The sequence below is a fragment of the Citrobacter sp. Cf118 genome, assembly GCF_030334095.1.
Classification (GTDB): Bacteria; Pseudomonadota; Gammaproteobacteria; order Enterobacterales; family Enterobacteriaceae; genus Citrobacter; species Citrobacter freundii.
Window position 1 is genome coordinate 168,856 of sequence record NZ_JAOWES010000088.1, and the last position, 12,600, is coordinate 181,455.

Annotated in this window: 10 protein-coding genes; 6 read left to right on the forward strand and 4 right to left on the reverse strand. The window is 52.5% G+C overall.

Annotated features, from left to right (window positions below; all coding sequences use genetic code 11):
* Positions 1 to 13: 13 nt before the first annotated feature.
* Positions 14 to 1,555 carry an MASE1 domain-containing sensor histidine kinase gene (locus OGX67_RS20955; RefSeq protein WP_071696895.1) on the reverse strand — a complete coding sequence of 514 codons (1,542 nt, stop codon included), beginning with the start codon at positions 1,553 to 1,555 and terminating at the stop codon, positions 14 to 16.
* Positions 1,555 to 2,184, reverse strand: coding sequence for a response regulator transcription factor (locus tag OGX67_RS20960; protein ID WP_003021406.1), 630 nt, complete (start codon positions 2,182 to 2,184; stop codon positions 1,555 to 1,557). Before OGX67_RS20960 ends, OGX67_RS20955 begins: the two co-directional genes overlap by 1 nt.
* 335 nt (positions 2,185 to 2,519) lie before the next feature.
* Between OGX67_RS20960 and tauA the strand changes: the two genes are divergently transcribed.
* From tauA to tauD, 4 genes are read left to right on the forward strand one after another with little or no spacing between them, the layout of a single operon-like run.
* On the forward strand, positions 2,520 to 3,482 hold the full coding sequence (gene tauA / locus OGX67_RS20965; RefSeq protein ID WP_003021410.1) for a taurine ABC transporter substrate-binding protein: 963 nt from the start codon (positions 2,520 to 2,522) through the stop codon (positions 3,480 to 3,482).
* A gap of 14 nt (positions 3,483 to 3,496) precedes the next feature.
* A complete protein-coding gene (gene tauB, locus OGX67_RS20970; RefSeq protein ID WP_003021412.1) occupies positions 3,497 to 4,264 on the forward strand; it encodes a taurine ABC transporter ATP-binding subunit in 768 nt (255 codons plus the stop codon).
* Positions 4,261 to 5,091 carry a taurine ABC transporter permease TauC gene (gene tauC, locus OGX67_RS20975; RefSeq protein ID WP_003021414.1) on the forward strand — a complete coding sequence of 277 codons (831 nt, stop codon included), beginning with the start codon at positions 4,261 to 4,263 and terminating at the stop codon, positions 5,089 to 5,091. The genes tauB and tauC overlap by 4 nt, the downstream gene beginning before the upstream one ends.
* Positions 5,088 to 5,936 (forward strand): taurine dioxygenase, encoded by an 849-nt coding sequence (gene tauD / locus OGX67_RS20980; protein ID WP_003021417.1) that lies wholly within the window; start codon positions 5,088 to 5,090, stop codon positions 5,934 to 5,936. The genes tauC and tauD overlap by 4 nt, the downstream gene beginning before the upstream one ends.
* A 59-nt stretch (positions 5,937 to 5,995) precedes the next feature.
* Here the strand turns inward: tauD and hemB are convergent, their stop codons facing one another.
* Positions 5,996 to 6,970, reverse strand: coding sequence for a porphobilinogen synthase (gene hemB / locus OGX67_RS20985; protein WP_003021420.1), 975 nt, complete (start codon positions 6,968 to 6,970; stop codon positions 5,996 to 5,998).
* Between the two features lie 508 nt (positions 6,971 to 7,478).
* Between hemB and ehaB the strand changes: the two genes are divergently transcribed.
* A complete protein-coding gene (gene ehaB / locus OGX67_RS20990; protein WP_286527152.1) occupies positions 7,479 to 10,403 on the forward strand; it encodes an autotransporter adhesin EhaB in 2,925 nt (974 codons plus the stop codon).
* Positions 10,404 to 10,492: 89 nt separating this feature from the next.
* Positions 10,493 to 11,116, forward strand: a complete 624-nt coding sequence (gene iprA, locus OGX67_RS20995) for a hydrogen peroxide resistance inhibitor IprA (protein WP_071696892.1) — start codon at positions 10,493 to 10,495, stop codon at positions 11,114 to 11,116.
* A 1-nt stretch (position 11,117) separates the two neighbouring features.
* Here the strand turns inward: iprA and ampH are convergent, their stop codons facing one another.
* Positions 11,118 to 12,275 carry a D-alanyl-D-alanine-carboxypeptidase/endopeptidase AmpH gene (gene ampH / locus OGX67_RS21000; protein WP_003021428.1) on the reverse strand — a complete coding sequence of 386 codons (1,158 nt, stop codon included), beginning with the start codon at positions 12,273 to 12,275 and terminating at the stop codon, positions 11,118 to 11,120.
* Positions 12,276 to 12,600 lie beyond the last annotated feature (325 nt).

Genomic DNA, 12,600 nt, shown 5'->3' on the forward strand with positions numbered 1-12,600 from the left:
GACTTTTTCCTGGTTAGCGGCTGATTTGTTGCAAATTTGTGGGCAGGTTAACAATTACCCGTGTGCCGTTGCTTGATTCGAGCGTCAGTTCACCGCCAAGGGCGCTGACCCGCTCACGCATTCCCTGGATACCGAAACCGGGAATTTTTTCTGGCAGAATACCCACGCCATTGTCAGCGACGTCCAGAAACAAGCTATGTTCCTGCTGGCGCAGCGTAATCGACACATCGCTGGCATCGGCATGTTTACAGACGTTATTGAGTAACTCCTGCAACAGGCGATACAGCGTGAAGCGCACCGTTTCGTTTTCTGGCGTATTCTCTAGCTGATAATCAAAGCGACAGCGAATGCCCCGTTCAGCAAAAGCAAATTCATTCACCAGATGATGTAGTGCATCTTTAAAAGACAGTTCATCGAGCGCGGGTGGACGCAGCTGGCGCAGCAGCTGGCGGGTGGAGTGGTGAATACGCCGGGCCAGGTCGTTGATCTGATTTGCCGCTTCAAGCGTTTGCTCGCGACCCGGTGCGCGTTTGACCAGTTGTGATTGAATTTGAATGGCGGTGATGTTCTGACCAATTTCGTCGTGCAGTTCCCGCGCCAGGCTTTTGCGCGTGTTTTCTTCGGTGCGGATCAGCTGTTCGGTCAGCGCGCGACGCGCCGCCAGTTCAGTTTCCAGACGCTGGCGATAATGGTGCAGGTTTTGCGCCAGATGCTGCTGGCGGCTGATGGCGATCCCCAGCCCTATGCCGAGCAGCGCCTGGGTGGCGAGGAAAATCTCCAGCTCCAGTAAATTACTGAACCCGACGCCGATTTGCCGGGCGATGGTGATCATCATACTGCCGAGCAATCCGGACAACACGCCGCCCTGCCAGCCAAATTTCCACGCCATCACCACGTTCGGTAAGAACACCACGATCAGCAACAGGCGCTCGATCTCCGGCGACAACACCATCTGGGTGCCGATGCCAATAATAAAAAACAGGCTGCACCAGATGATAAGCGAGGTGCGCAGCGGGGGATTGGTGGTATCCAGCCCGAGCAAATGATAGCGGTGCTGCTGGCGCAAAAATTCATAGATCAGATAGACAAACGGCGTCAGCAGCACGCCGCCGGTAAACGACGCCAGGCCAATTAACGTTGCCGGACTTTGGATAAACGGTGAAAGCAGGGCAGTATTGAGCAATGAGGTGATCGTCACCGCGGCCAGCAGCAGCGTTAAGCGCTGCCAGTAAAGGGGGAAACGGTGCCAGTATGACTGACCGATGCTTGCCGGAATCAGGCTAATAAACGGCGCGGCCAGCAGGATATAGCCATTCAATAATTGCTCACTGTGCAGCCAGAACAACATCAGCACCGGCGGCAGTACCAGCGCGGGCCAGTAACGGCGAGAAAGCAGGATGAGCAGCGCGAGATAGACGCCGTGCGGCAGGAACAGCGCCGCCTGCTGGCCGTTGTGGGTCAGGTAAAACCCCAGCGTCCACAGCATCAACCAGCCCGATCCCCAGGCCAGCAGAATAAACAGAGAAATAACCCAATGCCGAAGGCTACGCGACATTAATGCCCCGTTAATAGCTGGTGGTCGAGGGCAAAATGCACCAGATCGATGGTGCTGTGGCATTGCAGTTTGCCCAGCACGTTCGCCCGATGAACGTGTACCGTCTTGTGGCTGAGGTCGAGCTTGAAGGCGATCTCTTTTACGCTGTCGCCTTTGACCAACAGCTCAAACACTTCGCGCTCGCGTGGGGTCAGTACTTCCAGTACCTGCGCGGGCTGTTCGCCGCCGCGTAGCGCCCGCAGCGCATCGGCGCACAGGTAATGCCCGCCCATACCGACCGATCGTACCGCCTGCACCAGCTCCTCTGGTCCGCAGCGTTTGGTCAGGTAGCCACTGGCGCCGGCATCCAGCGCACTTTGCACAAACGTGGGTGAGTCATAGATGCTGAGAATGATGGCGCGAAAACCGGGCTTCTGTGCCCGCAGTCGTTTTAACAGGCTCAGACCATTTTCATCCGGCATGGCGATATCCATCACCGCAACGTTGACGTCATCATGCAGAAGTGCAGGCCAGGCCTCCGCTGCGCTGCTGTACTGACCGGTAACGTTGAGATCGTCTTCGAGACTGAGTAATTGCGCAAAGCCGGAACGCACCACCACATGGTCATCCACCAGCACAACATGAATCATGATTTTACTCTCTTGCCTGATAATGGCGTCTATGATGCCGGTCAGCGCCGCGCTGGCAATCATCCAGGTGTAGTTATGTAACGAATGTAACAAAATCGCAATAATTTGCCGGGTGTTGTAGGCCGGATAAGGCGCTTGCGCCGCCATCCGGCAACAGTGCCTGATGGCGCTGCGCTTATCAGGCCTACGAATTCCATCTGTAATGAGCGAAATCGCTAACTATTGCCGCTTTTTTTCTAAAAACGCTTTGTTCTTAGCCAGAATTTTTAATTCCTTTATCAAATTGTGCCGCAACGAAATACTGCCTCCATAACAAGACAGGGGAGCAGACAATCATGGCTATTTCATCGCGTAACGCACTTCTCGGTGCACTGGCATTCATCGCATTTCAGGCGCAGGCGGTGAACGTCACCGTCGCTTATCAGACCTCCGCCGAACCCGCCAAAGTGGCGCAGGCGGATAATACTTTTGCCAAAGAGAGCGGCGCTACCGTTGACTGGCGCAAATTCGACAGCGGCGCGAGCATCGTCCGGGCGCTAGCCTCCGGCGACGTGCAGATCGGTAATCTTGGCTCCAGCCCGCTGGCGGTCGCCGCCAGTCAGCAAGTACCCATTGAAGTTTTTCTGCTGGCGTCAAAGCTTGGTAACTCCGAGGCACTAGTGGTGAAGAAAAACATCAGTAAACCGGAAGATTTGATTGGCAAACGTATTGCGGTGCCGTTTATCTCCACCACCCATTACAGCCTGCTGGCGGCGTTGAAACACTGGGGGATTAAACCCGGTCAGGTGGAGATTGTGAACCTGCAACCACCTGCGATTATTGCCGCATGGCAGCGCGGGGATATTGACGGCGCGTACGTCTGGGCTCCTGCGGTCAATGCGCTGGAAAAAGACGGCAAGGTGTTAACCGACTCATCGCAGGTTGGTGAGTGGGGCGCACCGACGCTAGACGTGTGGGTGGTACGCAAAGATTTTGCCGAGAAGCATCCTGAGGTGGTGAAAGCCTTTGCCAAAAGCGCTATCGATGCGCAGCAACCTTATATCGCTAATCCCGATGAGTGGCTGAAGCAGCCGGAGAATATCAGCAAATTGTCGCGTTTAAGCGGCGTGCCGGAAGCGGATGTGCCGGGACTGGTGAAAGGTAACACTTACCTGACGCCGCAACAGCAGACTGCCGAACTGACCGGACCGGTGAACAAAGCCATTATCGACACCGCGCAGTTCCTCAAAGAGCAGGGCAAAGTCCCCGCTGTCGCGACGGATTACAGCCAGTACGTGACCGATCGCTTCGTGCAATAAATAAGGAGGCGCTGATGCTGCAAATCTCTCATCTTGCCGCCAGCTACGGTGGAAAACCGGCGCTGGAGGATATCAACCTGACGCTCGATAGCGGTGAGCTGCTGGTGGTACTCGGACCTTCTGGTTGCGGGAAAACCACATTGTTAAATCTGATTGCCGGATTTGTGCCGTATCAGCATGGCAGCATCACGCTGGCGGGAAACAGGGTTGACGGTCCGGGGGCAGATCGCGGGGTCGTATTCCAGAATGAAGGTCTGCTGCCCTGGCGTAATGTGCAGGACAACGTGGCTTTTGGTCTGCAGCTGGCGGGGGTGGATAAACTACAGCGTCAGCGTATTGCCCTGGAGATGTTGCAGAAAGTCGGGCTGGAGGACGCGGGCAAACGCTTTATCTGGCAGCTTTCCGGCGGACAGCGGCAGCGCGTCGGCATTGCGCGGGCGCTGGCGGCCAATCCTCAGTTGTTGTTGCTGGATGAACCTTTTGGCGCGCTCGACGCCTTTACTCGTGAGCAGATGCAAACCCTGCTGCTGAAGCTGTGGCATGAGACTGGCAAACAGGTGCTGTTGATTACGCACGATATTGAAGAAGCAGTGTTTATGGCGACAGAGCTGGTATTGCTGTCGCCAGGCCCAGGCCGGGTACTGGAGCGTCTGCCGCTGAATTTCGCCCGTCGCTTTGTGGCTGGAGAGTCGAGTCGCAGCATTAAGTCCGATCCGCAGTTTATCGCCATGCGCGAGTACGTGTTAGGTCGAGTCTTTGAACAACGGGAGGCATTTTCATGAGCGTGGTGATTAATGATAAACCCCGTCGCCAGCGCGCGCTCAACTGGCGCTGGCCGTTCTCGCGGCAGATTACCTTAAGCCTTGGTACGTTGGCCGTCATTTTGGCGTTGTGGTGGACTGTGGCGGCGCTGCAGTTAGTCAGTCCGCTGTTTTTACCGCCACCGGGACAGGTTTTACAAAAGCTGATCGTTATTGCCGGTCCGCAGGGATTTATGGATGCCACGCTGTGGCAGCATCTGGCGGCGAGTCTGACACGTATTGTTATCGCGCTGCTGGCGGCGGTGCTGCTGGGTGTTCCGGTTGGAATCGCTATGGGGCTGAGTCCGACGATGCGCGGCATTCTCGATCCGATCATTGAGCTGTATCGTCCGGTTCCGCCCCTGGCCTATCTACCGCTGATGGTCATTTGGTTTGGCATCGGTGAAACCTCCAAGATCTTGCTTATCTATCTGGCGATTTTTGCCCCTGTAGCGATGTCGGCGCTGGCGGGAGTGAAAAGTGCGCAGCAGGTGAGAGTGCGCGCCGCGCAATCGCTGGGAGCCAGCCGTGCGCAGGTGCTGTGGTTTGTTATTTTGCCGGGGGCATTACCTGAGATCCTCACCGGATTACGGATCGGACTTGGGGTGGGCTGGTCGACGCTGGTGGCGGCAGAGCTGATTGCCGCCACGCGAGGCTTAGGATTTATGGTCCAGTCTGCCGGTGAGTTTCTGGCAACGGATGTGGTGCTGGCGGGGATCGCGGTGATTGCCGTTATCGCGTTTATTTTAGAACTGGGTCTGCGCGCGCTTCAGCGCCGCCTGACGCCCTGGCATGGAGAAGTACAATGAGTGAACGTCTGAGCATAACCCCGCTGGGGCCGTATATTGGCGCACAAATTTCCGGTGCGGATTTGGCGCGTCCGCTGAGCGATAATCAGTTTGAACAGCTTTATCACGCGGTATTGCGCCACCAGGTGGTGTTTCTGCGCGAGCAGGTGATTACGCCGCAACAACAGCGGGCGCTGGCGCTGCGTTTTGGCGATCTGCATATTCACCCGGTCTATCCGCATGCCGAAGGAGTAGAAGAAATTATCGTGCTGGATACCCATAACGATAATCCGCCGGATAACGACAACTGGCACACCGATGTCACCTTTATCGACACGCCGCCTGCCGGGGCGATTTTAGCGGCGAAAGAGCTGCCATCAACCGGGGGCGACACCTTGTGGACTAGTGGGATTGCCGCTTATGAAGCATTGTCTGAGCCGTTCCGTCAGTTGCTGAGTGGCCTGCGGGCAGAGCATGATTTCCGTAAATCATTTCAGGAATATAAATATCGCAAGACCCCAGAGGAGCACCTGCGCTGGCTGGAGGCCGTCGCTAAACATCCACCGTTGCTGCATCCAGTAGTACGCACGCATCCGGTGAGCGGGAAGCAGGCGCTGTTCGTGAATGAAGGATTTACCACACGAATTGTCGATGTCACGGAAAAAGAGAGCGAGGCGTTACTGAGCTTTTTGTTCGCGCATATCACCAAACCGGAGTTTCAGGTGCGCTGGCGCTGGCAGCCCAACGATGTGGCGATTTGGGATAATCGCGTGACGCAGCATTATGCGAATGCGGATTATCTGCCGCAGCGGCGCATTATGCATCGGGCAACGATTCTGGGAGATAAGCCATTTTATCGGGCGTGATGATTACCGGAGACGCTTCACTTGCCGGGCCTACGACCTGTAGGCCCGGTTAGGCGTTATTAACGCAGAATTTTTTTCTCAGCCAGATCCAGTGCGAAGTAGCTGAAGATCAGATCCGCGCCAGCGCGTTTGATCGACCCTAAGCTTTCCAGCACCACTTTCTCTTCATCTATAGCCCCCGCCAGCGCCGCGAATTTGATCATCGCGTATTCACCGCTGACCTGGTAAGCGCCAATCGGCAGCTCGGTGCGTTCGCGGATATCGCGCAGAATATCGAGGTACGCGCCAGCCGGTTTGACCATCAGGCAGTCTGCGCCCTGGGCTTCATCCAGCAGCGATTCGCGAATCGCTTCCCGACGGTTCATCGGGTTCATCTGATAGGTTTTACGATCGCCTTTCAGCGCGGTGCCCGCGGCTTCACGGAATGGGCCGTAAAAAGATGAGGCAAACTTAGTGGAGTAGGACATGATAGCGGTATCGGTGAAGCCCGCGGCGTCCAGCGCCTGGCGAATCGCCTGTACCTGACCATCCATTGCGGCGGAAGGCGCGATGAAGTCCGCACCCGCTGCGGCGGCAACCACCGCTTGCTTGCCGAGGTTGGTAAGGGTTAAATCGTTATCCACGCCGTGATCGCATAACACGCCGCAGTGGCCGTGTGAGGTGTATTCGCAGAAGCAGGTGTCGGACATGACGATCATTTCCGGCACGGTCTGTTTGCAGATACGCGACATGCGCGCCACCAGGCCGTCTTCTTTCCAGGCATCGCTACCGGTGTCATCCGTATGGTGGGAAATGCCGAAAGTCATCACCGAGCGGATGCCAGCATTAGCAATGCGTTCAATTTCGCGCGCCAGGTGCTTCTCTGGAATACGCATCACGCCTGGCATGGCGTCGATAGCTTTGTAATCGTCGAGTTCTTCTTCAACAAAGATCGGCAACACCAGGTCATTTAAGCTGAGTGTTGTCTCTTCAAACATAGCGCGCAGCGCGGGAGATTTGCGCAGGCGGCGAGGGCGTTGGATTAGGTCTGTCATGGTATGCCTGATGTTTGTGGAATCGAAGGCCGTAGTATACCCGAACCTGAGGGCGTGTGGTTTACGAAAGTTGGCGTTATATCTGGATTTCCTGTAACGAAGGGATGAATCATTAGCGCAATTTATTCACAAGCATAGCAATTTATTCATATTCATTATTTTGTTTATTGTTTTTTTATTATTTTAAATATCTATGCGTTTGCTTTTATAGCGTGGCGTATAGATTGTGTTTATTTATTGTCTATTTATTTGTTTGCGTTCTGATTCATTAGTGAATTGTATGCTTTGAATGTTGGTTCTCTTTTAATTGATTGAAACTATTGGTTTTTATATTTCTTAAATGGCGTGACTTGAATTTATTACGTTGTCCGGTTTCGGACAACGGGCAAAGAATAATTGAACCTTTCCTTAATGAAACCGCATAATCGTCCCTGCGAAACATAAAATGTTTTCTTTGCATTGATAATTGATGGATCAACTATATTACGTCCCTGAGGAGGGATGACAAATGCACATTTGGAAAAAGAAACTTGTAGTATCACAATTAGCATTAGCCTGCACTTTGGCAATCACTTCTCAGGCGAATGCTTCTACTGATATCTCTGGGACCGCCTACACAACGTTTACCCATTATAATGATGCATCTTATGCTGATGGCGTCTATTACGATGGATATGTCGGGTGGAACAATTACGACACCGATAGTATTTATAACGGTGATATTTATCCGGTAATCAATAACGCTACTGTCAACGGCGTTATTTCTACTTATTATCTGGATGATGGGCTGTCTACTAACACCAATAACAACAGCCTGACGATTAAAAACAGTACCATTCATGGTATGGTGACATCCGAATGTATGACCACGGATTGTTCTAACCGTACAGGTACCGACTACTACTACGACCGCCTGGCGATGAACGTTATCAACTCAACGATTGATGACAACTACGAACATTATACCTACAACGGTACGTATAATGACGCGGCTGACACGCACGTTGTCGACGTTTATAACCTGGGGACGGCTATCACGCTGGATCAAGAAGTTGATCTGTCTATCTCCGCCAACTCTCACGTCGCTGGCATTACCCTGACTCAGGGTTACGAGTGGCAGGACATTGACGATAACACCGTTAGTACCGGCGTAAACAGCAGTGAAGTGTTTAACAACACCATCGCTGTCAGCGATTCTACCCTGACTTCTGGTTCATGGACTGACGAAGGCACCAGCGGTTGGTTTGGTAACACCAGCAATGCGAGCGACTACAACGGTAACGGCTGGAACGCTAATGATATCGCATTAGCGGTTATTGCCAATCCGGATGCTGATAACGCGATGCAGACCAGCGCCACGTTTAATAATTCCGCGCTGATGGGTGACGTGCTGTTCTCCAGCAACTTCGATGAGAACTTCTTCCCGAACGGCGCAGATACTTACCGTGATACTGATGCCGATCTGGATACCAACGGATGGGATGGTACTGACCGTCTGGATCTGACTCTGAACAACGGCAGTAAGTGGGTTGGTGCGGCCATGTCCGTACATCAGGTTGATGTTGATGGTGACGGCGTTTACGATAACTATGCTGCAGGTACTGAAGCCACTGCAACGCTGATCGACATCGCTGCCAACAGCCTGTGGCCTTCTTCAACCTACGGTATCGATAGCGACACAACCTCTTATGACGAAAATGGTCATGTGGTTGGCAACTCTGTTTACCAGAGCGGTCTGTTCAACGTCACGCTGAACGGCGCTTCACAGTGGGATACCACCAAAACGTCTCTGATCGACACCCTGAGCATCAACAGTGGTTCCGTCGTCAACGTGGGTGATTCTACCCTGATCTCCGACACTATTGGCCTGACCGGTGGTTCTGCACTGAACATCAACGAAGATGGTCATGTTGCGACCGATACCCTGTCTATTGATAACAGTACCGTCACAATTGCTGATGATGTTGCTGCTGGCTGGGGTGTAGGTAGTGCTGCGCTGTATGCCAACACCATCAACGTTACCAACAACGGTGTTCTGGATGTGGGCAACAGCACAGGCGATGCACTGCAGGTTGATACGCTGAATCTGACCAGCTACACCGACGCTTACAACCATGTTAATGCGGGTGTTTTCGACATCAACAGCACTAACTATGTACTGAATGCTGACCTGACCAACGATCGTACCAACGATACCACCCAGGCTAACTACGGTTATGGCGTGATCGCGATGAACTCTGATGGTCATCTGACTATCAACGGTAACGGCGATTCCGACACCTCAGGCGATCAGTCTGAAGTTGATAACTACGGTGACCATGTCGCGGCAGCAACCGGTAACTATAAAGTTCGCATCGATAACGCGACTGGCGCTGGTTCTGTTGCGGATTACAAAGGTAACGAGCTGATCTACGTTAACGACACGAACAGCAACGCGACCTTCTCTGCAGCCAACAAAGCTGACCTCGGTGCTTACACCTATCAGGCTCAGCAGCAGGGTAACACCGTTGTTCTGCAGCAGATGGAACTGACAGACTACGCGAACATGGCGCTGAGCATCCCGTCTGCTAACACCAATATCTGGAACCTGGAACAAGATACCGTTGGTACTCGTCTGACTAACGCACGTCATGGTCTGGTTGATAACGGTGGTGCATGGGTAAGCTACTTCGGTGGTAGCTTCGATGCAGATAACGGCACCATTAACTACGATCAGGATGTTAACGGCATCATGGTTGGTGTTGATTCCAAAATTGATGGTAACAACGCTAAGTGGATTGTCGGTGCTGCAGCAGGCTTCGCGAAAGGTGATATGAGCGACCGTACCGGTCAGGTGGATCAGGATAGCCAGACTGCCTACATCTACTCTTCTGCTCGCTTTGACAACAACATCTTTGTTGACGGTAACTTAAGCTACTCCCACTTTAACAACGATCTGTCTGCCAACATGAGCAACGGTCAGTATGTTGATGGCAGCACCTCTTCTGATGCCTGGGGCTTTGGCTTGAAACTGGGTTATGACCTGAAGCTGGGTGACGCAGGCTACGTAACGCCATACGGCAGCGTATCCGGTCTGTTCCAGTCTGGTGATGATTATAAGCTGAGCAATGACATGAAAGTTGACGGTCAGTCTTATGACAGCATGCGCTATGAACTCGGTGTAGATGCAGGTTATACCTTCGCCTATAGCGAAGATCAGGCGCTGACTCCGTACTTCAAACTGGCCTACGTTTACGACGACTCTAACAACGATTCTGACGTAAATGGCGATTCTATCGACAACGGTGTAGAAGGTTCTGCGGTACGTGTTGGACTGGGTACTCAGTTCAGCTTTACCAAAAACTTCAGCGCCTACACCGATGCTAACTACCTCGGTGGTGGTGATGTAGATCAAGACTGGTCTGCAAATGTTGGCGTTAAATATACCTGGTAAGACATCTCTCGTCGTTAAAGAAAAGATAATCTAACTCAGAAAAATGCCCGTCACGGATTTGACGGGCATTTATTGCAAGGAATGCCCAGATGTTGTCTGCAAATAAACCGCTTGTGGAATTTGGTAAGCTTGATAAATGTTTGTCGAAATATGGCAAACACTTTGAGTGTGATAACGATAAAGAAATAATTTATTCCAGTGATATAAACAGTGACGATACCTTTATCATTTTAAATGGTGTAATTTCCCTGAGGCGAGGGGAGAATGTGCTGGTTGGTATTGCACAGGCACCGTTTATTATGGGGCTTTCAGATGGCGTGATGAAAACAGATATACAATACAGATTAATCACGGAAAGCGATTGTACGGGATACCATCTACCTGCCTCACAAACAATTAATATAATTGAAGAGTGCCAGCTTTGGCGTGAAGCTTTTTTTTGGTTGGCATGGCAAAATTCCATGCTTGAATTGCGCGATCTGCAGTTGATCGGCAATAACTCCTACGATCAGATTCGCGCGACGCTGATATCCATGATGAAATGGGACGACGTACTGCGTTCGCGTATCGGCGTCATGAACTATATTCACCAACGCACGCGAATTTCCCGCTCGGTTGTCGCTGAGGTTCTCGCGGCTTTGCGTAAAGGTGGTTACATTGAAATGAATAAAGGCAAACTGGTGAGCATTAACCGTTTGCCTTTTGAGTATTAACTCAGGATGCGGGAATAACCTGCGGTTTGTTCCCGCTCAACTCTGCAACCAGATCGTTGATACCGTCACTCATATTGGTAAAACGGGTTAGCGGAGAACGGGTCACCACGATAAACGCCCCGACGTTTTGTTGTGGGATCATCGCCATATAGGTGATGAAACCTCCACCGCCGCCGGTTTTTTGAATAATTCCCGGTCGGCCATTCTTCGGCGCCATGTAGACCCAGCCCAGACCAAGCGCATCGGCTCTGCCTGGAACATCCATTCCCACCACTTTAGTTAACTGCGTACGCTGATAAATCAGCGTCTGCATCCTGTCGGCCTGCTGGCTACGATGATAAAAGTCAGAAGAGAGATACTGCTGCATCCAGCGCATCATATCGCCGGGCGTAGAATAGACACCGCCGCTGCCCATTGCCGCCAGCGTATTATTGCACGGGCTGGCACCTTTTTCCGCGACCATCAGGCGTCGGCATTGATCGGGGGACGGGGTAAAGGTGGTGTCTTTCATCCCCAGCGGACGGGTGATTTTTTCTTCAAACAGCTGCGGATAAGGCTTACCAGAGGCCGCTCCCAGCGCATCGGCCAGCAGGTCAAACGCCAGGTTGGAATAAGATGCCTGTGAACCCGGTGCGGCTTTCAACGTGGCAGTAGAGAGATAGCTCCAGCGCTGCTCGCGGGTTGGCCAGACAAACACCGGGCGCTTTGCCGCGCCGCCAGGCTGCTCGCGCGGCAGCGCGCTGGTATGCGTCGCCAAATTCACCAGCGTAATCGGCGTGCCCTGATAAGTCGGCACGCGTGCACCTGGAGGTGCATATTTACTCAATGGATCGTTGAGTTTGACCGTGCCCTGATCGAGCAATTTCACCAGCATTTCGCTGGTCATTAATTTAGTGATTGAGGCAATTCGAATCACGGAATCAAGCTGTGGATGGACGTTGTTACCGGGACGCGTTTCGCCAAAGCTGCGAAATACGCGCTGATTACCATCAATCACCACGAGCGCCATCCCCGTAGCACCACTGCCGTAAAATATATGGTCGGCATAACGATCGACGATATCGGAGGCGAAAACCGGATCGGTTATAGGCTGTGCCGCCTGGACTGATGTCAATGACGCCGCACACAGCGCGGCAGAAAAAAGCAGACTACGTTTCAACGGTGGTGTCCATGAGTTAGAGAAAGTGAAAAAGGATGTCGTGCGTATGCGTATTTATACTACTCATCGGCGTATTGCAAAGCGCTTATCAACCAATGATAGTGGGAAAAACGTAACGATGAGTAAACGTAGGAGTTTCCTGGATTGCGGATGTTCGCTTTTGTGATCTCACGCTGTGATAATCTGCACATACTGGAACGTTGTCGAGTGTGAAAACCACAGAAACAATTCTTCATAACCGAGGTGCGAACTAAGTGCCTCGGTTTTGGTCACAATTGTCGGTTTCAGCTTGTGTTTTTGGGCGTAAGCCGTCTGGCCTCCGCAC